Here is a 19,388-nt window from a genome sequence, read left to right as displayed (position 1 = left end):
TACGCACTCCTCAAGCTGTCTGCGGCTCGCCGTCACGGTCCGGCGCGTTGAGGCTGTCGATTCTGCGAAGCTGCGGGAACCCCGTCGCCCAGAGAATGGCGACCGTCAGCGTGCCGAGCCCGCCGATGACGACGGCGGGGATCGCGCCGAAATAATGCGCCATGGTGCCGGCGCGGAACTCGCCAAGCTCGTTCGAAGCGCCGACGAAGACCATGTTGACGGCATTGACGCGGCCACGGACGTGATCCGGCGTCCAGAGCGTGATCAGGGTTTCGCGGACATAGACCGAGATCAGGTCGGAGGCGCCCATGATGGCAAGAGCCGCGATCGACAGCCACGGCGTATGCGAGATGCCGAAAACCAGGGTTCCCACGCCGAACATGGCAACGCCGACGAACATGCAGATGCCAGCACGATTGCGGATGGGATAGGTCGCCAGAAACAGGCCCATGGCGATCGCGCCGAAGCTTGGCGCTGCTCGCAGCATGCCGAGGCCCCAGGGGCCGAGCACCAGTATATCGCGCGCATAGATGGGCATCAGCGCGACGGCGCCGCCGAGCAGTACGGCGAAGAGATCGAGCGAGACCGCGCCGAGCACCACCTTTTCCGACCAGATGAAACGGAAGCCGGCAAGCATCTCGTTGAGGCTCCGCCGCTCATGCGCGACACGCTGCTGCGGCTTCGGGATCAGGAAGGTCAGCACCGAGCCGGCCGCGAAGAAAAGGACGGCCACGGTATAGGCGACATTGGCACCGACGCCGTAAAGCAGGCCGCCGGCCACAGGACCGAGGATGGCGGCCGCATCCCACGACATCGAATTCCACGTAATCGCGTTCGTCAGGTCTTCTGGCGGGATGAGATTGGGCGCCAGCGATTGCATGGCCGGTGTCATGAAGGCACGCTCGATGCCGAAAACCGTCAGGATCATAAACACCGGCAGCGGCGCGAAGGTGCCCGATACGGTCAGGAACAGCAGCGCAGCGGCGCAGAGGGTGCCGACAAAAATGCAGATCGCGGAAATCCGGCGCCTATTGTAGCGATCCGCAGCCGTACCCGTCACCAGGATCAGCAACAGCGACGGCAGGAACTGCACGAGGCCGATCAGACCGAGATAGATCGGCTGACCCGTGTGCTCATACATCTGCCAGCCGACGGAAACGCTGACGACCTGCGTGGCAAAGGCCGTCAAGAACCGCGCGAAGAAGAAATAAGTATAGGCAACGTGCCTGAAGGCGGCAAACCGGTCTCCGCTGGCAGCGAACGACATGGGGCGAGACTTTCCGACGCGGCCGCTGGCGCAAATGCCGGCCTTTTAAACATGATTCAACATGCTTCGGAGCATGGGACTTGCCCGTTTAGTCGCCAATGTCTACATGTCTGTCAACCGCGAATTGGAGACGGACATGCTCGCCTTATTTCAAACCATTGATCTGGCTTTGAATCTTTATACCTGGATCTTGATCGCCAGCGCCATCTTTTCCTGGCTTCATGCGTTCAACGTCATCAATTCGAGCAATCAGTTCGTCAATTCCGTCGGCAACTTCCTGTATGCGGTCACCGAGCCGGCCCTGCGCCCGATCCGCCGCATCCTGCCGGATCTCGGCGGCATCGACATCTCGCCGGTCATCCTGCTCTTGATCATCTTCTTCATCCGCTCGCTGATGTGGAATTCGATCGTCCCCATGTTCCTGCGGTGAGCAAAGCCTGGCAGGCCTTTCCGGATCACCTGCGGCTTTCCGTACGGCTCACGCCCAATGGCGGGCGTGACGCGATCGATGGGCTGGAAGCCGGCAGCGACGGTGAATGCCATCTGAAGGCGCGGGTTTCCGTCGCGCCGGAAAAGGGCAAGGCCAACAAGGCGCTGATCGCCCTGCTTTCAAAGAGCCTCGGCATCCCCAAATCCACGCTTACCCTTATCAGCGGCGACACGGCGCGCAAAAAAATCCTCCGGATCGAGGGCGAACCGGAGGATTTGATAAGAAGGCTTTGCGCCGTAACCGAAGGCGGCTGATCAGGCCTTGGTGTTCTTGGCGCGTTCGATCGCTTCGACGATGAGCTCGCCGGCTTCCTTCGAACCCTTCCAGCCGAAGATCTTCACCCACTTGCCGGGTTCCAGATCCTTGTAGTGCTCAAAGAAATGCTCGATCTGCTTCAGCGTGATCTCGGGCAGGTCGGTATATTCCTTGACCTTGTCGTAGCGCATCGTCAGCTTCGGCGCGGGAACGGCGATGATCTTCTCGTCCTTGCCGGAATTGTCTTCCATCATCAGCACGCCGATCGGGCGAACGTTGATGACGCAGCCGGGAACCAGCGGGCGGGTGTTGGCGATCAGCACGTCGATCGGGTCGCCGTCGTCGGAGAGCGTGTGCGGAACGAAGCCGTAATTGCCCGGATAGGTCATCGGCGTGTAGAGGAAACGGTCGACGACCAGCGTGCCGGCCTCCTTGTCCATTTCGTACTTGATCGGATGACCGCCGACCGGCACTTCAACGATGACGTTGACGTCTTCGGGCGGGTTCTTGCCAATGGAAATCGCGTCGATACGCATGCTTGTCCCCTAAATAAGGATGGTTGCCGCCAGCCAAATAATAGGATTCATCCCGCAACGCAACAACGCATCGGGAAACAGGCGGATTTACTGCATGATTCCTTAGATCGGAATCGATTTAAGGACAAAATTGTGCAGCAGATTTAAAGCGCTGTAGCGACCTTTTGCGCGTTATATGTGATGCGCGGCGCTGTAGGTGCCGCTCAGGGCCAGACGAAGCCGATCTTGCGCAGCTGCCGGTGATCGAAGGTTTCGATGCCCTCGCAGAAATCCGCGCCGCCCTGCCCGCGATAGAAGCGGTAGGCATTTTCGTTTTCCTCGAGGCACCAGACCACCAGCCCCTTGCAGCCGAGGGACTTCAAGAGCCGGCGTGCCTCGCCGAACAGCATGCGCCCAAGGCCGAGGCCCTGATATTGCGGGCGCAGATAGAGTTCGTAGATCTCGCCTTCCTGCGGCAGCGCGCGGGCGCGATTGAGGCCGAGCGTGGCATAGCCTGCGATCTCGCCGGCGACATCCAGAACCAGCAACGTCGCCGGCCCGCTGGTCGCCTTGCGCCACCAGGCTTCGCCGCGGCGCTCGATCATCTGGCCGAGCGCGCGATGCGGAATGATGCCGGCATAAGTGTACTGCCAGGACTGGCGGTGCACCTCCGAAATGGCTCGGGCATCATGGGGTTCTGCCCGCCGAACATCAATCGACAACGTCTTCATAACGTCTACTCTGGTCTTACCAACGCGAATTAACCATCCTCATTCATAAAGATGGCGAGCTTGCCCACAGGCTTTATCCGTGGATCATTAACAAAAATTAACGACTTTTTAACCTTTAGGACAAGGGCTCAAAAACCGAACATACAAATAAAAACCCCGGCGCGATGGCCGGGGTCGAATGGTTCGATCAGAGATAGCAATCAGGCCAGACGGGCCTTCTCGTAACGCTTGCGCTCGTTCGGATCGAGATACATCTTGCGCAGGCGGATCGACTTCGGTGTCACTTCCACCAGCTCGTCGTCCTGGATCCAGGAGAGCGCGCGGTCGAGCGTCATGCGGATCGGCGGGGTCAGCTTCACGGCTTCATCCTTGCCGGCGGCGCGGATGTTGGTGAGCTTCTTGCCCTTCAGCACGTTGACTTCAAGGTCGTTGTCGCGGGAGTGAATGCCGATGATCATGCCGGCATAGACCTTCTCGCCGGCGTCGATGATCATCGGGCCGCGGTCTTCCAGGTTGAACAGGGCGTAGGCCACGGCTTCGCCGGCTTCGTTGGCGAGCAGAACGCCGTTCACACGGCCGCCGATTTCACCCTTGTAGGGCTGATAGTCGTGGAACAGACGGTTCATGACGGCGGTGCCGCGCGTATCGGTCAGAAGTTCCGACTGATAGCCGATGAGGCCGCGGGTCGGCGCCCAGAAGACGAGACGGACGCGGTTGCCGCCCGACGGACGCAACTCGGCCATTTCGGCCTTACGCTCGGACATCTTCTGCACGACGATGCCGGAATGCTCTTCATCGACGTCGATGACGACTTCTTCGATCGGCTCGAGAACCTGGCCGCTCTCATCCTTGTGCATGACGACGCGCGGACGCGACACGGCAAGCTCGAAGCCTTCGCGGCGCATGGTTTCGATCAGAACCGCGAGCTGCAATTCGCCGCGGCCGGAAACGTAGAACGAGTCCTTGCCTTCGGCTTCCTCGATCTTCAGCGCGACGTTGCCTTCGGCTTCCTTGAAGAGGCGATCGCGGATGACGCGCGAGGTGACCTTGTCGCCTTCGGTGCCGGCATAGGGGCTGTCGTTGACGATGAAGGACATGGTGACGGTCGGCGGATCGATCGGCTGTGCGATCAGCGGCTCGGAGACCTGCGGGTCGCAGAAGGTGTCGGCAACCGTGCCCTTGGAAAGGCCGGCGATGGCGACGATGTCACCTGCCTGCGCTTCCTCGATCGGCTGACGCTCGATACCGCGGAAGGCGAGGATCTTGGAGATACGGCCGGTTTCGATGAGATTGCCATCGGCGCCGAGAACCTTGACGGCCTGGTTCGGCTTGATCGAGCCGGAATGGATGCGGCCGGTGATGATGCGGCCGAGGAAGGGGTTGGCTTCCAGGATCGTGCCGATCATGCGGAACGGGCCTTCGCCGACGGTCGGCTCCGGAACGTGCTTGACGACGAGGTCGAGGAGCGGGCCGAGACCTTCGTCCTTCGGGCCTTCCGGCGAATAGTTCATCCAGCCGTTACGACCGGAACCGTAGAGGATCGGGAAATCGAGCTGCTCGTCGGTGGCATCGAGATTGGCGAAGAGATCGAAGACTTCGTTGATGACTTCGTCGGCGCGGGCGTCCGGACGGTCGATCTTGTTGATCGCAACGATCGGGCGCAGGCCAACCTTGAGCGCCTTGCCGACGACGAACTTGGTCTGCGGCATCGGGCCTTCGGCGGCGTCGACGAGAACGATCGCGCCATCCACCATCGACAGAATACGCTCGACTTCACCGCCGAAGTCGGCGTGGCCGGGCGTGTCGACGATGTTGATGCGGGTGTCCTTCCAGACGACCGAGGTCGCCTTGGCGAGAATGGTGATGCCGCGTTCCTTTTCCAGGTCGTTGGAATCCATGACGCGTTCGGCAACGCGCTGGTTCTCGCGGAACGAGCCGGACTGCTTCAGGAGCTCGTCGACGAGGGTGGTTTTCCCATGGTCAACGTGCGCGATGATCGCGATGTTGCGAAGTGCCATATGTCTTAATCTCTGAGGCTGGGGCGCAGTGTTTGGTAAACACGCCAATTGCATTTGGCGCGCTCATACCCTTTTTTTCGCGAATGCGAAAGGGGGGAGGCAAGAAAGCAATGGCAAGCTTGCCCTACCAGGCCTTGAATATGTCAACCTCGCCCTAGCCGATGGCGAAAGCTTCCGCTCTTAGATGCCGCCTATGTCGGATCTAAGCAATGGCCTTGACGGGGATTTCCTTGCTTCCGTCAGGCGGCATTTTCAGCAGCCATGCATCATGATTGACAAGGAAGACTTTAAGACGATCGGGATAGTCACTTGTCACCGCCTCTCGCACGCTTTGCCGTGATGCCAATTCTGCGCGCCATGCCGTGACACGCCGCAGCCCAACGAAAACGCCGGTCGGTGCGATCGTATCGAACACGTCAAAATAACGGAAGATCGGCGCGAAGACCGCATCGACCAGGCTGAACGCCTCGCCCGAGAAAAAGGGACCATCCTTCAACTCCGTCTCGACGCGAGCAAACTTATCGGCCAGCGCTTTCCGCTTGGCCTCATAGGTTTCCTCATCCTTGGCGGTCTCAAATCCCCACAGGTCCGAAAGGATGGAAGAACCGAACTCCATCCAGCCGCGATGACGGGCACGCGCCAGCGGATCGGCCGGATGGAGCCGCGGACCCGGCTGGGTTTCCTCAAGATACTCACAGATCACGGCGCTCTCGAACAGAACCGTTTCAGCCCCGTCATCCTGCCGAACGATCAGAAGCGGCACTTTGCCCAGAGGAGAAATGGTTAGAAACCAATCTGGCTTCGCCGACAGATCGACATAGCGGATCTCGAATGGCGTGCCCTTTTCGGCAAGCGTGATGGCGGCTCGCTGGACGTAGGGGCACAGGTGATGGCTGACGAGAACCAATTTCGTATCTGGCATGATCGTATCTCCGGAAGTTTTCACTCAATATATATGTAATTACATCTATATCCATACTTGCCAGTCCCGTCAATATAGATGTAATTGCATCCATGCCCGATTATACAGATGCCAAAACCCCACAGCCTTCGCCCGCCATCACCCGAGCGTGGATAGGCCTGATGCGCACTCAGCAAATCGTCCTCGCCGCAATCGAGCAAGACTTGAAGGCGGCGAACCTGCCACCGCTTGGCTGGTATGACGTGCTATGGGAATTGACGCAGGCCGCGGCCGGGAAGTTGCGACCCTATGAGATCGAGGAGCGCACGCTCCTCGCCCAACACAACCTGTCTCGCCTTCTCGACCGTATGGAAAAGGCTGGCCTTGTTTACCGCGAAGTATTTTCCGACGACGGTCGAGGCCGCTGGGTCGTCATCACCGAAGCGGGGAGCACCATGCGCGGCCGCATGTGGGCAGTCTATGCCCCGGCACTTCAACGACACTTCGGCGAGAAGCTGGACGATGCTCAGGCCGATCAGCTGGCCGGGCTGTTAGCCATGCTATCGCGCAAGCCCTGATCGAGCGGGCAAACCAATCCGCAGCAAGCACCACCAAAAAAGCGTCAGTCGCTAAAGTTGACCTCTAGCGGCTGACTTTTGCTGCGTTCGAAACACGAAAATCAGGCCGCCAGCCCCTTCTTCTTCAGCATTGCGTCCGGGCTTGGCAGCTTGCCGCGGAAGGCCTTGTAGGTCTCTTCCGGATCGATCGAGCCGCCGACGGAATAGATGTTGCCTTTGAGTTTCGCGGCCATATCCGGATTGAAGGCATCGCCGGTTTCCTCGAAGGCGGCGAAGGCATCGGCATCGAGCACTTCCGACCACATGTAGGAATAGTAGCCGGCCGAATAGCCGTCGCCGGCGAACACATGCTGGAAGTGCGGCGTCGCATGGCGCATGACGATCGACTTCGGCATACCGATCTCGGCCAGGACTTCGCCCTGCACCGCCATCGGATCTTCGACGGCACCGCGCGTATGGAAGGCCATATCGACGAGAGCCGAGGAGGTGAACTCGACCGTGTTGAAACCGGCATTGAAGGTGCGGGCCGCCAGTACCTTGTCGAGCAACGCCTGCGGGATCGGTGCGCCCGTCTCGTAGTGTACTGCATATTCCTTGAGGATGGCAGGCACGGTCAGCCAATGTTCGTAAAGCTGCGACGGCAATTCGACGAAATCGCGGGAAACGCCGGTGCCCGAAACGGAGGGATAGGTCACGTTCGAAAGCATGCCGTGCAGCGCATGGCCGAATTCGTGAAAGAGCGTACGGGCATCGTCGAGCGACAGCAGCGCCGGACGGCCTTCCGCCGGCTTGGCGAAGTTGCACACATTATAGATGATCGGCAATTCGCCGACATGGCCATTCTTCAGCGGCAGCTTGTGCTGCGACTGGAACGAGCTCATCCAGGCGCCGGAACGCTTCGAACTGCGGGCGAAGTAATCGCCGAGGAAGAGAGCGACGAGCTTGTCGGAGCGGTCGCGGATCTCGAAGACCCGCACATCGGGATGATAGGCCGGAATGCCCTTCTGCTCGACGGCCTTGATGCCGAAGAGGCGGCCGGCGACATCGAAACAGGCGGCGATGATCTTTTCGAGCTGCAGATAGGGCTTCAGCTCGGTTTCAGAGAAATTGAACTTCCGCGTCCGGATCTTCTCGGCATAGTGCCGCCAGTCCCATGGCATGACCTCATGATTGCGACCTTCCTCGGCGATCAGCCCCGCAATGTCCTTCTCTTCTTCGCCGGCGCGAGCTGCCGCCTTTGCCCACACGGTCATCAGAAGATCGTTCACGGCTTCCGGCGTCTTCGCCATGGTATTGTCGAGCTTGAGTTCGGCAAAATTGGCATAGCCGAGCAGCTTCGCCTTTTCCGCTCTCAGCGCCAGCGTCTCGCGGATGATCTCGCGATTGTCGGTCTTGCCGCCGTTGGCGCCACGCGCCACCCAGGCGCTGAAGGCCTGCTCGCGCAGATCACGGCGTTCGGAAGAGGCCAGGAAAGGTTCGATGATCGAACGCGACAGGGTGACGGCATATTTGCCGTCTTCGCCACGTTCGCGCGCAGCCGCCGCCATCGCCTCGCGCAGATAATCCGGAAGGCCGGCAAGGTCGGCCTCTTCCGACAAGAGCAGCGCCCAGCTCTTTTCATCCGCCAGCACGTTCTGGCCGAAATGCGCGCCGAGGCCGGCGAGCTTCTCGTTGATGGCCGACAGGCGTTCCTGTTCGGCTTTTGGCAGCTTGGCGCCCGACTTGACGAAGCCCTTCCAGTGCCGTTCCAGCACGCGGGTCTCTTCCAGCGTCAGCCCGAGGGTATCGCGACCTTCCCAGAGAGCGTCGAGGCGGGCAAAGAGCGCCGCATTGGTGCCGATCTTCGAATAATGCCGCGCCATCTTTGGCGCGATCTCGCGCTCCAGCGCCTGGATCGTCTCGTTGGTATGAGCGCCAGCCTTGTTCCAGAACAGCGCCGAGATGCGCGACAGCTCGTCGCCGGCGATTTCGAGTGCCGTCACCGTATTGGCGAAGGTCGGCGCCTCGCCGTTACCGGCAATCGCGTCGATCTCGGTCTCATGCGAGGCAAGCGCCGCATCGAAGGCAGGCGCAAAATCCGTATCCTTCACCGCATCGAAACGCGGCAGCCCCTGATGTCCAGTCCATTCGATGAGCGCGGGATTGACGGCGGTAGGAGAAGACATGCGGGGCATCCTTTCGACAGACATCTGACCGAAGCACGATATAAGGCTACCCCCGCCGAATTGGTATGGCGGGAGCCGAACAAATTGATATGGCGAGATCAGGCTTTGCGCCAGCCGAGCAGGCCGGGCGTGGCGTGCCAGAGCGCCTGTGCCGCAAAACCCATGAAAAGGACGCCGGAACAGCGCACGATCAGCCGCTCATGCGCACGATAGAAGCGGCGTACAGCGCCCGCACCGATAATGCTAACGAGAATGAGGTCGGCCGTTATGAAGCCGGCGAAGGAGACTACCAGCAACAACGGCAGGGCGCTGAAGGTCAGCGCGCCGGCCGACCCCGCAACAAGCGCGGTAAACGTCGCCAGCGCCACGGGATATCCCTTCGGATTGGTAACGCCGAAGATGAGGCCGCGACGGAACGGGCGGTCGACATTGACGAGCGCCTTGCCGTCGCCCTTCGGCTTGGCCGTCACGGCGCTCCAGCCGATCCAGGCAAGATAGAAGCCGCACAGTAAACCGAGCAGATCGAAGACGAAGGTGCCGATGGTCTTGGCGCCGACGATGGCGATCAAGGCGAGCGTCGACCAGACGAGATCGCCAAGCAAATGGCCGCTGACGAAGAATGCGCCGGCCTTGCGCCCCTGGCCGGCACCTATGCCGAGCAGCGCCAGAAAGGCCGGGCCAGGAATGAGCACGTAAAAAAGCGCGGCGAGAAAGGCGCCGACAACGAGCGATTGCGTCATAATGAGTGATCCCGCTGGTGATCGCGCGAGAGTAGCAATCTGCGGGACCCGGTCAAGCGGCCGGTCGTTTAAGTCCCAAGAAGCCGTTGTGTTCGTGGGATGAAATCAATAAGAACGTAGTGGGGCCCCAAAAATCAAAGAGCGTAGGTAGGGAAGCGCTTATGAACAGCAGGATTAATACGGACTCACTCGCTTTTCTTGTAAGCGATTGCGCCCGACTGATCAGAGCGGCCTTCGAGCGACGCATTCTTGTCGCCGGGCTCGGGCTGACGGCGGGTGAAGCACGGACGCTGATGCAGGTCGCCGCCATCAATGGCAGCCGCCAGCTCGACATCGCCTCCCGCATGGGGTTGGAGCCGATGACGGTCAGCGCTTTTCTGGACAAGTTGCAGGCACGCGGCCTGATCGAACGCCAGCCCGATCCGCTCGACCGCCGCGCCAAGCGGATCGTGCTTTCGGAAGCTGCCGACGCGAAGCTCAGGCAGATCGACCGGGAAGTCTGCGAAGTCGAACGCAATGCGACGCAGGGCTTCGAGGAGGGTCTTCAAGTGCAACTGCATGATGCGCTATGCGCTTTCCGCAGCAATCTTCAGAAGGCCGAAGCACCCGCGGAAGTCGAACGGGAATTGAGGCCGGTGGATTAATTCCAGGCCGCCATCCCCAAAAGAAAAAAGAAGCCCGCCTCCGGCGACCGGAAGCGGGCTTTCTGCATGTCGTGAATTACTTCGACAGGTTGCGCTTGGCGAGCGTGCGCAGGCGCAGCGCGTTGAGCTTGATGAAGCCGGCTGCGTCCTTCTGGTCGTAGGCGCCCTGGTCGTCTTCGAAAGTGACCAGCTTGTCGGAATAGAGCGACTTCGGGCTTTCGCGGCCGATGACCATGACATTGCCCTTGTAGAGCTTCAGCGTCACTTCGCCTTCGACATGTTCCTGGCTCTTGTCGATGAGCGCCTGCAGCATTTCGCGCTCCGGCGAGAACCAGAAGCCGTAATAGATGAGCTCTGCATAGCGCGGCATCAGCTCGTCCTTGAGGTGCGCAGCACCGCGATCGAGCGTGATGGATTCGATGGCGCGATGGGCTGCGAGCAGGATCGTACCGCCGGGGGTCTCGTAGACGCCGCGTGACTTCATGCCGACGAAACGGTTCTCGACGAGGTCGAGACGGCCGATGCCATTGTCGCGGCCGTAATCGTTCAGCTTCGCAAGCAGGGTTGCCGGGCTCAAGCGCTCGCCATTGATCGAAACGGCATCGCCCTTTTCGAAGCCGACCTTGATGATGGTGGCCTTGTCGGGAGCTGCTTCCGGAGAGATCGTGCGCATGTGCACATATTCAGGCGCTTCCTGGGCCGGGTTTTCCAGAACCTTGCCTTCGGAGGAGGAGTGCAGCAGGTTGGCGTCAACGGAGAACGGCGCTTCGCCCTTCTTGTCCTTGGCAACCGGAATCTGGTGCTTCTCGGCGAATTCGAGCAGGTCGGTACGGCTCTTGAAAGACCAGTCGCGCCAGGGAGCGATGATCTTGATATCCGGGTTGAGTGCATAGGCCGACAGTTCGAAGCGAACCTGGTCGTTGCCCTTGCCCGTCGCGCCATGCGCGATGGCATCGGCGCCGGTCTTCTTGGCGATCTCGATCAGATGCTTGGAGATCAGCGGACGGGCGATCGAGGTGCCGAGCAGATAAACGCCTTCATAGACGGCATTGGCACGGAACATCGGGAAGACGAAATCGCGCACGAATTCTTCGCGCACGTCCTCGATATAGATTTCCTTGATGCCGAGCAGTTCGGCCTTCTTGCGCGCCGGCTCCAGCTCTTCGCCCTGGCCGAGATCGGCGGTGAAGGTGACGACTTCCGCACCCAGCTCCGTCTGCAGCCACTTCAGGATAATCGAGGTGTCGAGACCGCCGGAATAGGCGAGGACGACTTTCTTCACGTCTTTATGTGATGCCATGATGAGTTCCGTTTCGAGGCGGACCAGGGGAAAGGCCCGCAAACCTGTATCGCGGAACTTTTAGCGAGATTATCGTGAGGCGCAAGGGGAAGCGCGAACGGGCGCTTCGAAGGATGAGCTCAGAGATGGCTACCAATATTCATCCGCCGATGCAGGATGCGGATGATTGTAACCGTTCGAGCATCGTCTTTATAAACGATGAAATGAGAGCCGGAGACCAACGCAAGATAACCGGGCTTAATGCCATTTATCGTACGACCGCGAGCTGTTCCGGCTATCAACGCGTCACAATGATCGCGAATGGCGAAAATATAACTTTCCGCTTGTTCGCTACTCCACATTTCCTCGGTGTAATCGTAGATCTGATCGATATCGAGCGTCGCCTTAGGGGAAAAGATCAATCTTTTCATCAACGGTTACGCAGCATTCGCTTCTTTTCGATGAAATTTTCGAAATCAAACTCTTGCGGCTCCCCTGAGGCTTCACCCTCGGCGATCGCAGCTGCAATCGCTTCTCTTTCCGCCCGGCTGCGCAGCAATTTTAGCGCAGCGTCGATGACCTCGCTCGGCGAAGCGTAGTTGCCGTGACTGATCTGTTCGCCGATGAACGCATCCATCTGCTCGTCGATTTCTACGGACACATGCTTTGTCACGCGCGCGGCCTCCGACTGGTTTGACTTGGCTCCCGAAAGTACCATATTCGGCGGCGACCGAACAATGCCTGAGGAGGGCGCCGCTCGTGACCGATATTCAAGACATTTTCAAGAAATCCAATGTTGCCGTCATCACCGGAGGCGCATCCGGCATCGGCTTCGCCGCGGCGAAATATTTCGCTTCGCTCGGCATGAGCGTCGTCATTGCCGATCTCGGCGGCGACCGGCTGGCGCAAGCAAGCGCTGAGCTCAAGACGATTGCAGGCGAAGAGCATGTCATGGCCATCGAAACCGATGTCGCCAGTAAAGACGCGCTGGAAGCTCTGGAACGTGCCGTCCTGCAGCGCTTCGGCCGCGTGCATGTGCTGATGAACAATGCCGGCATCGGCCCGGAAACCTCGATCTTCAGCGCCCAGGCGGGATGGGATGCAATCCTCGGCGTCAATCTGCTCGGGGTCATCAACGGCACACGCACCTTCGGGCCGGGCATGCTGGCCCATGGCGAACCCGGCCTGATCATCAACACCGGCTCGAAACAAGGCATCACCACGCCGCCCGGCAACCCTGCCTACAATGTCTCGAAGGCCGGCGTGAAGGTCTTTACCGAAGCGCTGCAGCATGAGCTACGCAATACGCAAGGCGCGAAGATTTCGGCCCACCTCCTCATTCCCGGCTTCGTCTTCACCGGTCTCACCAAGGGCGAGCGCAAGGAAAAACCCGCCGGCGCCTGGACGTCGGAGCAGACGGTCGATTTCATGGTAGAAAGCCTGAAGCGCGGCGATTTCTACATTCTCTGCCCCGACAATGACGTGGCACGCCCCGTCGACGAACGCCGCATGCTCTGGGCCGCCGGCGATATCGTCGAGAACCGCCCGCCGCTCTCGCGCTGGCACGCCGACTATGCCGATCAATTCAAGGCCTTCCTCGAAAAGAAGGATTGATTTGCAATCCCCCGAAAGCCGGATAAGAAAACGCCAAGTACTATCATCCGGCTTTCGGAGCGACTTTCATGGATTTCATACCCAGCCTGCCGACCCTCCTTGCCTTTTCGGCGGCAAGCCTTCTGCTGGCGATGACGCCCGGCCCCGACATGACGCTGTCGATCAGCCGCGCGCTGGCGCAGGGCAAGAAGGCAGCGCTGTTCGTCGTGCTCGGCACGACCCTCGGTGTTGTCGTCCATACCTGCCTAGTGGCCTTTGGCATTTCCGCGCTGATCACGGCCTCGCCCGTTGCCTTCACCGTGCTGAAGACCGGTGGAGCTGCCTATCTGCTGTGGCTTGCGATCCAGGCGATCCGTTTCGGCTCCAGCCTGTCGGTGAAGAAGGTCGACGCCGTGAGCGGAACGCCATTCGCCAACATTTCGAACGGCTTCTGGGTCAATCTCCTGAATCCCAAGGTCATCATCTTCTTCATGACCTTCCTGCCGCAGTTCGTGACCGCCGGCGACCCCGCCGTCACGCACAAGCTGCTCTTCCTCGGCTTCTTCTTCATCGTCATCGGCATGCCGATAAATACGCTGGTCGTTCTCGCCGCCGACGGTCTGTCGTCGTGGCTGCAGAGGAACCGCGGCGTGATGCGCGGCCTCGACTACGCCTTTGCCGGCGTCTTTTCGATTTTCGCGGTGAAGATCTTCTTCACTCAGGCTCGTTGATGATCGGATAGCGGCCAGCGATCAACCAGTAAACGGTGGCGCAGGCCGCCCCTAGGAAGGCGAAGCAGACTGCGATCGTGATCAGATTAAGGGTCTGAGGCTTTTCCATAGAGCCGGAAATCAGGATAGACGCCACGGCCGAAAGAACCGCGCCATAGATTGCGTATCCAAACCAGCGGCGGACCCCACGCCATTCCATGATGGGAATGACGACGAGAGATGGCAGAATGCTGACGATCATTGCGGCCTTGGTCATCTCGAAGGTCAGCGCCAGAAGCTCCGGCACTCCGCTCCCCGGCAGAGTATAGGCAGCGACGCAAGCCAATACGAAGCCCATTAGAGCGCAAGCGGCGAGATAGCCCCACATGAGGCGTATCGGCTTGCGCAGTCCAAGGAGCATCGATCTCAATCCTCGCCGTGGTTGGCGATCATCATTGCTTCGAAAGCCAATCGCTCCGTCTTGCGCATGCGCTCGGATTCCGACTTCAGCTGGCCGCAGGCGGCGAGAATATCACGCCCGCGCGGCGTGCGGATCGGCGAGGCGTAGCCGGCCGAGTTGATGAAATCGGCGAACTTCTCGATCTGCTCCCAGTCGGAACATTGGTAGTTCGTGCCGGGCCAGGGGTTGAAGGGGATCAGGTTTATCTTGGCCGGAATGCCCTTCAGGAGCTGGATCAGGCCCTTGGCGTCTTCGAGGCTGTCGTTGACGCCCTTCAGCATCACATATTCGAAAGTGATGCGCCGCGCATTCGACAGACCCGGATAGGCGCGGCAAGCGTCCATCAGTTCCTTCAGCGGATACTTCTTGTTGATCGGCACCAGCATGTCGCGCAGATCGTCTCGCACCGCATGCAGCGAAATCGCCAGCATCACGCCGATCTCATCGCCGGTGCGATAGATTTCCGGCACGACACCGGAGGTCGAAAGGGTGATGCGCCGCTTCGAAAGAGAAAGGCCGTCGCCATCGGAGGCGATCAGCAGCGCTGTTTTCACACTCTCGAAATTATAGAGCGGTTCGCCCATGCCCATCATGACGATGTTGCTGACCTTGCGTCCCTCAGCCGGCATGATCGTACCCTGCGGTGCTTCACGATCCGGAAAATCGCCGAGACGATCGCGCGCCAGCAACAGCTGCGAGAGGATCTCCTCCGCCGTCAGGTTGCGCACCAGGCGCTGCGTGCCGGTATGACAGAAGGAACAGGTGAGCGAACAGCCGACCTGGCTGGAAATGCAGAGCGTGCCGCGCCCTTCCTCAGGAATATAGACGCTTTCGACCTCGACGGGACGGCCGGCGCCCCGCGGCGGAAAACGCAGCAGCCATTTGCGCGTGCCGTCATTGGAGACCTGCTCCTCGACGATTTCGGGACGCGCGATCGTGAAATGCGTCTTCAGCATTTCGCGCATGTCCTTCGACACGTTGGCCATCGCATCGAAATCGGAGACGCCGCGCACGTAGATCCAGTTCCAGAGCTGGCTGACGCGCATCTTGATCTGCTTGTCGGCAACGCCCTTTTCCCTGAGGGCGGCACCCATCTCTTCGCGCGTCAGGCCGATCAGCGACGGCTTCGGCGAAAGCTCGACCGGCTGCGACACGGGCATCGGCTTGAGCCTGGAGGGGGTTATGACATCGGTGGCGGACATAGGATCGTTCCAACGGTTCACATCGGCGATGCCGCAAAAACTGACGAAAGCTGCGGATGCGGGCAAGGCACGGAAATCTGAAGATTCATGCGGTGGCGGGGCAAGCTGTCTGCCGCACACCTATCGTTGGCGCGGCCTTTAGCATTAATTTCCGCTCGCGTCATCCCTTTCCCTCAAAAGCGAAGGCTGGCCCTCAAAAGCGAAGATCGGCCCTCAAAAGCAAAAGGCCGGTCGACATGACCGGCCTTGTTCATTGCGGTCGCGGCAACGGGAGGATCACATTACCGTGATCCCTCGGCCCTCGATCTTATTTGCAGTTTTCGATCTGCTTCAGCGCGGCACTGACGCCCTTCAGCGAATAGACGTAGGAGGTGGCGGTACCCTTCTTGGAAGTTGCCGAAACCTTCAGCGAATGGCCGGACTTCAGCGCGGCGACGAGTGCGGGCTCCTGCGCGGCGTTCTCGACCCAGGCGGCCTTGTCCTTGGTGAACATCACGAAGGTCTTGTTGTCGATGACGACGTTGACCTTGGAGTTGTCCTTGAGAGGATAGCCCATCATCGCCTGCGGTTCATAGGAGATGTTCTGGCCCGGGCGCTGCGACACGATGAAGAAATTGTCGCCATGGTCGATGCCCGTCGGTGGCGCCTTGGTCGTCGGCACGGAAAGAACGTAACATACCTTGCCGCCGGCGGACTGGTAAGAATACGCGCCCCAGGCGTCGAACTGCTGAATGCGCGTGGGAGCCGCCGGCGCTGCGGCTGCCGCGGCCGGTGCCTGCTGCGTCTGCTTCTGCTTCTTGGTCTGCGCGGACGCGATGCCGGTTCCGGCCAGAACGAGCGAGAGGGCGATTGCGAAGCTTTTTACAAACATGGTTTCCTGCCGATTTCTTGCGGTCCAGAGCTCATGGCGATTCGATTACGCACGCCTATGCTCGTGAGCTGCCTTATTTTGACTTTATTCAGGTTACCAAACCGTCAACGGAGCACCGCCCGCCACTGGCTCCGTGTCATTTCAACTCAGGTATCGCGCGAAGTTTGAAAGGCACAAGAAGGAATTGGAAAACCCGGATGGTGGAGTACCACCCAACGGATTCGATTTAAGACAGAAAGATTCAGGCAAGAATTTGACCTCGCTAAAATCAGAGGAGCCTCATAAAGCGCTGGAAAGCCGAGAGGATTCCGATTGACCATACAAAGTGGCCATCAAGCCGTCTTCATGGCCTCAGGCTCGTTCTCGAGAGCCCGGTCGGCGGCATCGTAATGTTCCTGACGGATATGGCCCCTGATCATGCTGAAGGCGAGCGTGAGCACCGCGACATCATCCGAATAGCCGATGACGGCAAAGAAATCGGGAATGATGTCGACGGGCATGACGAAATAGCCGAGTGCGGCCAGCAATATGCCACGCACGCGGGTCGGCGTCTGCGGGTCGAGCGCGCAATAGAAGGCGGCCACGACGTCACGCGAGAACGGGATATGGCGAGCCGCCTTCCGCAAGGTCGGCCAGAATTTTCTGCGCACCGATTTCTCCTGCTCTTTTTGGGTCTCTTCGTCACCAGGCATCAGGATTTCCCCGTACTTGATGTCATCCATTCCATTCACCTCTAGCAAGGCCCGTCTCCCGGGCCGTGTAAACATATGGTGATCGTCTCAGGCGATTCAATCGATCCGGCGCGCAGCCGCCTTTTCCATCGCCTTGGCCAGTTTGACGTCATGGTCGGTCAGGCCGCCGACATCATGCGTCGTCAGCTTCACCTCGACGCGGGAATAGACGTTGAACCATTCCGGGTGATGGTTGAATTTTTCGGCGGCAAGGGCGGATTCCGTCATGAAGCCGAAGGCCTCGACGAAGTTGCGGAACTTGAAGGTCTTGGAAATCGAAAGCCCGTCGGCCGCAAGCACCCAGCCCCCGAGTTCTGCAAGATTTTCATCGATTGCCGCGCGGTCCAGCTTCTCGTATTTCATGGCAAGTCACTCCTCTTCGGCGCGGTTCAACTCTTCACGGAATCTCCGAACCGCTCTACTTTGTTATTCTCACGCAATTCCGGACGGAAAACCGCTCCGCACTTTTCCTGGAATTGCTCTTAAGCGGTGAAACGATAGCATGGTTCGTCACAGGGTTCTTTTCGTCTGCGCCGGCAATATCTGCCGGTCGCCCCTCGCCGAAGGCATATTCAGGCATCTGGCGAACGAAGCCGGCCCCGCGGGCGAATTCGAGATTGATTCGGCCGGCACGGGCGGCTGGCATCAGGGAGAACACCCGGATCGCCGTTCGATTGCGGTTGCCGCCGGCCACGGAATCGATATTTCAGCCCAGCGCGCCCGCCGCATCGAGCCGGCCGATTTCGGCAGGTTCGATCTGATCCTGGCAATGGATCAAGACAATTTGAAGAACTTGCGCAAGACGGCGCCCGCCGATGCCCTCGGCAAGCTGCATCTCTTCAATGCCCTTGCGCTTGGCAGCAACAAGGATATCCCCGATCCCTATTATGGCGACCGCGAGGATTTCGAAGCTGTCTATACCATGCTCTTGGCCGGCTGCAGCGCGTTGTTGCCCAAGGCCGGGAACGTGCTGCGGGGCTCGTGAAGCGGGAAGATCTCTTCGGTGAGATACGGGCCGCCACCGACCGATTCGCGCGAGGACAGAAGCACGAAGCGCCCCACCGTGAACGGCGCGGTATAGAAATTGCCGCGGCCGGACAGGTAGTGGACGACATCGTCGACCCGCGAGGACTTCAGCCTGGCGAGCGTCACGTGCGGCGTGAACTTGCGCGGATCAGGCTGCAGGCCGATACGCTGGCAGATGCGCTCGATCTCGCCTTGCAGAGCGAACATGTCCGGTGTCTGCGAGACCCCGGCCCAGACCGAATGCGGCTTCTTGGAGCCGAAGGAACCGATGCCCTCCAGCCGAAGCTGGAATTCAGGTCGATCTATCCGGTCCAGACGGTCGACGATCTCATCCGCCGTGCGGCCATCGACATCGCCGATGAAGCGCAAGGTAATGTGATAATTTTCAACGTCGATCCACCTGGCTCCCGGGAGACCACCGCGCAACAATGACAGGCTCATGGCCGCATTGCGCGGAATTTCGAGGGCGGTAAAAAGTCTCGGCATAACGAGCACTCCCCGAATCTCTTGCAGGTATAGGTAGGGAATCACGCATTTGCAGTCGGTGCAAGCATCTATTTCGCACCTGCGTCAATCATCCCTACAAAACTCATAACAGCCGGCAACATATGCTCGACCATCACATCGACCCCCTTGGGGTTCGGATGCATCCCGTCCGAGAGTTGCAGATCGGCATGCGTTGCCACACCGTCGAGGAAAAACGGGTAGAGCGAAAGCTGGTATTTGTCGGCCAGGCGCTTGTAGATCGGATTGAATTTCTCGGCGTAGTCGCCCCCCATGTTCGGCGGTGCCAACATGCCGACGAGAAGGATCGGGATCTTTCTGTCCTTCAACCGCTCGATCATCGTTTCGAGGTTCTTTTCGGTCTGCTCCGGCGGAATGCCGCGCAGGGCATCGTTGGCGCCGAGTTCCAAGATCACGCCATCGGTGCCGTCTTGCACCGACCAGTCGATGCGCGAAAGCCCGCCCGACGTCGTATCGCCGGAAACGCCGGCATCGGCAACGGCGATATCGAGCCCCTTGGCCTTCAGCGCCGCCTCAAGCTTGGCGGGAAATCCATCGCCGGGCGGCAGCTGATAGCCAGCCATCAAGCTGTCGCCGAAGCCGACCAGCTGGATCGTTCGTGCATCGGCAGCATGAACCGCGCCAAACAAAAGACCGAAAGTGATGACAGCGAATTGAAGCACAGCAACTTTAAAACCCATGATCCAT

The 19,388-nt window shown here is 59.6% G+C and carries 24 protein-coding genes; 7 read left to right on the top strand and 17 right to left on the bottom strand.

Annotation, left to right across the window (positions count from 1 at the left end):
• Positions 1 to 10: 10 nt before the first annotated feature.
• Entirely contained in the window at positions 11 to 1,267 is a 1,257-nt protein-coding gene (locus AC13Q5_RS13050; protein WP_457880654.1) for an MFS transporter, read from the bottom strand.
• A gap of 106 nt (positions 1,268 to 1,373) precedes the next feature.
• On the opposite strand from AC13Q5_RS13050, the gene AC13Q5_RS13045 reads away from it, so the two are divergent.
• Entirely contained in the window at positions 1,374 to 1,697 is a 324-nt protein-coding gene (locus AC13Q5_RS13045; RefSeq protein WP_143525450.1) for a YggT family protein, read from the top strand.
• A complete protein-coding gene (locus AC13Q5_RS13040) occupies positions 1,694 to 2,011 on the top strand; it encodes a DUF167 domain-containing protein (RefSeq protein WP_075853654.1) in 318 nt (105 codons plus the stop codon). The genes AC13Q5_RS13045 and AC13Q5_RS13040 overlap by 4 nt, the downstream gene beginning before the upstream one ends.
• Here the strand turns inward: AC13Q5_RS13040 and ppa are convergent, their stop codons facing one another.
• The 4 genes from ppa to AC13Q5_RS13020 all read right to left on the bottom strand — a co-directional run bounded on the left by ppa (position 2,012) and on the right by AC13Q5_RS13020 (position 6,198).
• Positions 2,012 to 2,548, bottom strand: a complete 537-nt coding sequence (gene ppa, locus AC13Q5_RS13035) for an inorganic diphosphatase (protein ID WP_069613363.1) — start codon at positions 2,546 to 2,548, stop codon at positions 2,012 to 2,014.
• A 203-nt stretch (positions 2,549 to 2,751) separates the two neighbouring features.
• Positions 2,752 to 3,258 (bottom strand): GNAT family N-acetyltransferase, encoded by a 507-nt coding sequence (locus AC13Q5_RS13030; protein WP_069613362.1) that lies wholly within the window; start codon positions 3,256 to 3,258, stop codon positions 2,752 to 2,754.
• A gap of 200 nt (positions 3,259 to 3,458) precedes the next feature.
• Entirely contained in the window at positions 3,459 to 5,276 is a 1,818-nt protein-coding gene (gene typA / locus AC13Q5_RS13025) for a translational GTPase TypA (protein ID WP_075853653.1), read from the bottom strand.
• A 202-nt stretch (positions 5,277 to 5,478) separates the two neighbouring features.
• A complete protein-coding gene (locus AC13Q5_RS13020) occupies positions 5,479 to 6,198 on the bottom strand; it encodes a glutathione S-transferase family protein (RefSeq protein WP_075853652.1) in 720 nt (239 codons plus the stop codon).
• A 92-nt stretch (positions 6,199 to 6,290) separates the two neighbouring features.
• Between AC13Q5_RS13020 and AC13Q5_RS13015 the strand changes: the two genes are divergently transcribed.
• Positions 6,291 to 6,755, top strand: coding sequence for a MarR family winged helix-turn-helix transcriptional regulator (locus tag AC13Q5_RS13015; RefSeq protein ID WP_075853651.1), 465 nt, complete (start codon positions 6,291 to 6,293; stop codon positions 6,753 to 6,755).
• 101 nt (positions 6,756 to 6,856) lie between these two features.
• Here the strand turns inward: AC13Q5_RS13015 and AC13Q5_RS13010 are convergent, their stop codons facing one another.
• Both AC13Q5_RS13010 and AC13Q5_RS13005 read right to left on the bottom strand, forming a co-directional pair.
• Positions 6,857 to 8,920 (bottom strand): M3 family metallopeptidase, encoded by a 2,064-nt coding sequence (locus AC13Q5_RS13010; RefSeq protein WP_457880656.1) that lies wholly within the window; start codon positions 8,918 to 8,920, stop codon positions 6,857 to 6,859.
• 98 nt (positions 8,921 to 9,018) lie between these two features.
• Positions 9,019 to 9,660, bottom strand: coding sequence for a LysE family translocator (locus AC13Q5_RS13005; RefSeq protein ID WP_488501908.1), 642 nt, complete (start codon positions 9,658 to 9,660; stop codon positions 9,019 to 9,021).
• A 161-nt stretch (positions 9,661 to 9,821) separates the two neighbouring features.
• Between AC13Q5_RS13005 and AC13Q5_RS13000 the strand changes: the two genes are divergently transcribed.
• Positions 9,822 to 10,304 (top strand): MarR family winged helix-turn-helix transcriptional regulator, encoded by a 483-nt coding sequence (locus AC13Q5_RS13000; protein ID WP_457880658.1) that lies wholly within the window; start codon positions 9,822 to 9,824, stop codon positions 10,302 to 10,304.
• 76 nt (positions 10,305 to 10,380) lie between these two features.
• On the opposite strand, the gene AC13Q5_RS12995 is transcribed toward AC13Q5_RS13000, so the two are convergent.
• The 3 genes from AC13Q5_RS12995 to AC13Q5_RS12985 form a co-directional block, all read right to left on the bottom strand.
• On the bottom strand, positions 10,381 to 11,604 hold the full coding sequence (locus AC13Q5_RS12995; protein ID WP_488501907.1) for an argininosuccinate synthase: 1,224 nt from the start codon (positions 11,602 to 11,604) through the stop codon (positions 10,381 to 10,383).
• A 119-nt stretch (positions 11,605 to 11,723) separates the two neighbouring features.
• Positions 11,724 to 12,014 (bottom strand): type II toxin-antitoxin system RelE/ParE family toxin, encoded by a 291-nt coding sequence (locus AC13Q5_RS12990; protein ID WP_488501906.1) that lies wholly within the window; start codon positions 12,012 to 12,014, stop codon positions 11,724 to 11,726.
• Entirely contained in the window at positions 12,014 to 12,301 is a 288-nt protein-coding gene (locus AC13Q5_RS12985) for a type II toxin-antitoxin system ParD family antitoxin (RefSeq protein WP_280173829.1), read from the bottom strand. Before AC13Q5_RS12985 ends, AC13Q5_RS12990 begins: the two co-directional genes overlap by 1 nt.
• Before the next feature lie 41 nt (positions 12,302 to 12,342).
• Between AC13Q5_RS12985 and AC13Q5_RS12980 the strand changes: the two genes are divergently transcribed.
• Entirely contained in the window at positions 12,343 to 13,197 is an 855-nt protein-coding gene (locus tag AC13Q5_RS12980; RefSeq protein ID WP_488501905.1) for an SDR family NAD(P)-dependent oxidoreductase, read from the top strand.
• A gap of 68 nt (positions 13,198 to 13,265) precedes the next feature.
• The gene (locus AC13Q5_RS12975) at positions 13,266 to 13,907 is read left to right on the top strand and encodes a LysE family translocator (RefSeq protein WP_075853645.1); all 642 of its coding nucleotides are present in this window, start codon (positions 13,266 to 13,268) and stop codon (positions 13,905 to 13,907) included.
• On the opposite strand, the gene AC13Q5_RS12970 is transcribed toward AC13Q5_RS12975, so the two are convergent.
• The 5 genes from AC13Q5_RS12970 to AC13Q5_RS12950 all read right to left on the bottom strand — a co-directional run bounded on the left by AC13Q5_RS12970 (position 13,891) and on the right by AC13Q5_RS12950 (position 17,513).
• On the bottom strand, positions 13,891 to 14,307 hold the full coding sequence (locus AC13Q5_RS12970) for a hypothetical protein (RefSeq protein WP_075853644.1): 417 nt from the start codon (positions 14,305 to 14,307) through the stop codon (positions 13,891 to 13,893). The genes AC13Q5_RS12975 and AC13Q5_RS12970 overlap by 17 nt on opposite strands.
• A 5-nt stretch (positions 14,308 to 14,312) precedes the next feature.
• A complete protein-coding gene (gene rlmN, locus AC13Q5_RS12965) occupies positions 14,313 to 15,548 on the bottom strand; it encodes a dual-specificity RNA methyltransferase RlmN (protein WP_457880662.1) in 1,236 nt (411 codons plus the stop codon).
• Positions 15,549 to 15,855: 307 nt separating this feature from the next.
• Complete coding sequence (locus AC13Q5_RS12960; RefSeq protein WP_075853642.1) at positions 15,856 to 16,419, bottom strand: invasion associated locus B family protein; 564 nt, start codon at positions 16,417 to 16,419, stop codon at positions 15,856 to 15,858.
• 332 nt (positions 16,420 to 16,751) lie between these two features.
• Positions 16,752 to 17,141, bottom strand: a complete 390-nt coding sequence (locus tag AC13Q5_RS12955; protein ID WP_075853641.1) for a YkvA family protein — start codon at positions 17,139 to 17,141, stop codon at positions 16,752 to 16,754.
• A 66-nt stretch (positions 17,142 to 17,207) separates the two neighbouring features.
• Positions 17,208 to 17,513, bottom strand: a complete 306-nt coding sequence (locus tag AC13Q5_RS12950; RefSeq protein ID WP_457880664.1) for a 4a-hydroxytetrahydrobiopterin dehydratase — start codon at positions 17,511 to 17,513, stop codon at positions 17,208 to 17,210.
• Between the two features lie 139 nt (positions 17,514 to 17,652).
• Between AC13Q5_RS12950 and AC13Q5_RS12945 the strand changes: the two genes are divergently transcribed.
• On the top strand, positions 17,653 to 18,135 hold the full coding sequence (locus AC13Q5_RS12945; RefSeq protein ID WP_488501904.1) for a low molecular weight protein-tyrosine-phosphatase: 483 nt from the start codon (positions 17,653 to 17,655) through the stop codon (positions 18,133 to 18,135).
• Here AC13Q5_RS12945 and thpR read toward each other — a convergent pair.
• Both thpR and AC13Q5_RS12935 read right to left on the bottom strand, forming a co-directional pair.
• Complete coding sequence (gene thpR, locus AC13Q5_RS12940) at positions 18,066 to 18,662, bottom strand: RNA 2',3'-cyclic phosphodiesterase (RefSeq protein ID WP_075853638.1); 597 nt, start codon at positions 18,660 to 18,662, stop codon at positions 18,066 to 18,068. The two genes, AC13Q5_RS12945 and thpR, sit on opposite strands and share 70 nt — an antisense overlap.
• A gap of 68 nt (positions 18,663 to 18,730) precedes the next feature.
• Positions 18,731 to 19,381, bottom strand: a complete 651-nt coding sequence (locus AC13Q5_RS12935) for an arylesterase (protein WP_075853637.1) — start codon at positions 19,379 to 19,381, stop codon at positions 18,731 to 18,733.
• Positions 19,382 to 19,388 lie beyond the last annotated feature (7 nt).

It is taken from the genome of Martinezella sp. CNPSo 3964 (genome assembly GCF_057784375.1).
Note: the sequence above shows the minus strand (reverse complement) of the source record. Positions and strands in the feature narration are given on the sequence as shown.

Bases quoted from the DNA above. Each gene is read 5' to 3' on its own strand.
- AC13Q5_RS13050 (WP_457880654.1), bottom strand. From the start codon at position 1,267: ATGTCGTTCGCTGCCAGCGGAGACCGGTTTGCCGCCTTCAGGCACGTT.
- AC13Q5_RS13045 (WP_143525450.1), top strand. From the start codon at position 1,374: ATGTCTGTCAACCGCGAATTGGAGACGGACATGCTCGCCTTATTTCAA.
- ppa (WP_069613363.1), bottom strand. From the start codon at position 2,548: ATGCGTATCGACGCGATTTCCATTGGCAAGAACCCGCCCGAAGACGTC.
- AC13Q5_RS13030 (WP_069613362.1), bottom strand. From the start codon at position 3,258: ATGAAGACGTTGTCGATTGATGTTCGGCGGGCAGAACCCCATGATGCC.
- typA (WP_075853653.1), bottom strand. From the start codon at position 5,276: ATGGCACTTCGCAACATCGCGATCATCGCGCACGTTGACCATGGGAAA.
- AC13Q5_RS13020 (WP_075853652.1), bottom strand. From the start codon at position 6,198: ATGCCAGATACGAAATTGGTTCTCGTCAGCCATCACCTGTGCCCCTAC.
- AC13Q5_RS13015 (WP_075853651.1), top strand. From the start codon at position 6,291: ATGCCCGATTATACAGATGCCAAAACCCCACAGCCTTCGCCCGCCATC.
- AC13Q5_RS13010 (WP_457880656.1), bottom strand. From the start codon at position 8,920: ATGTCTTCTCCTACCGCCGTCAATCCCGCGCTCATCGAATGGACTGGA.
- AC13Q5_RS13005 (WP_488501908.1), bottom strand. From the start codon at position 9,660: ATGACGCAATCGCTCGTTGTCGGCGCCTTTCTCGCCGCGCTTTTTTAC.
- AC13Q5_RS13000 (WP_457880658.1), top strand. From the start codon at position 9,822: ATGAACAGCAGGATTAATACGGACTCACTCGCTTTTCTTGTAAGCGAT.
- AC13Q5_RS12995 (WP_488501907.1), bottom strand. From the start codon at position 11,604: ATGGCATCACATAAAGACGTGAAGAAAGTCGTCCTCGCCTATTCCGGC.
- AC13Q5_RS12990 (WP_488501906.1), bottom strand. From the start codon at position 12,014: ATGAAAAGATTGATCTTTTCCCCTAAGGCGACGCTCGATATCGATCAG.
- AC13Q5_RS12985 (WP_280173829.1), bottom strand. From the start codon at position 12,301: ATGGTACTTTCGGGAGCCAAGTCAAACCAGTCGGAGGCCGCGCGCGTG.
- AC13Q5_RS12975 (WP_075853645.1), top strand. From the start codon at position 13,266: ATGGATTTCATACCCAGCCTGCCGACCCTCCTTGCCTTTTCGGCGGCA.
- AC13Q5_RS12970 (WP_075853644.1), bottom strand. From the start codon at position 14,307: ATGCTCCTTGGACTGCGCAAGCCGATACGCCTCATGTGGGGCTATCTC.
- rlmN (WP_457880662.1), bottom strand. From the start codon at position 15,548: ATGTCCGCCACCGATGTCATAACCCCCTCCAGGCTCAAGCCGATGCCC.
- AC13Q5_RS12960 (WP_075853642.1), bottom strand. From the start codon at position 16,419: ATGTTTGTAAAAAGCTTCGCAATCGCCCTCTCGCTCGTTCTGGCCGGA.
- AC13Q5_RS12955 (WP_075853641.1), bottom strand. From the start codon at position 17,141: ATGGATGACATCAAGTACGGGGAAATCCTGATGCCTGGTGACGAAGAG.
- AC13Q5_RS12950 (WP_457880664.1), bottom strand. From the start codon at position 17,513: ATGAAATACGAGAAGCTGGACCGCGCGGCAATCGATGAAAATCTTGCA.
- AC13Q5_RS12945 (WP_488501904.1), top strand. From the start codon at position 17,653: ATGGTTCGTCACAGGGTTCTTTTCGTCTGCGCCGGCAATATCTGCCGG.
- thpR (WP_075853638.1), bottom strand. From the start codon at position 18,662: ATGCCGAGACTTTTTACCGCCCTCGAAATTCCGCGCAATGCGGCCATG.
- AC13Q5_RS12935 (WP_075853637.1), bottom strand. From the start codon at position 19,381: ATGGGTTTTAAAGTTGCTGTGCTTCAATTCGCTGTCATCACTTTCGGT.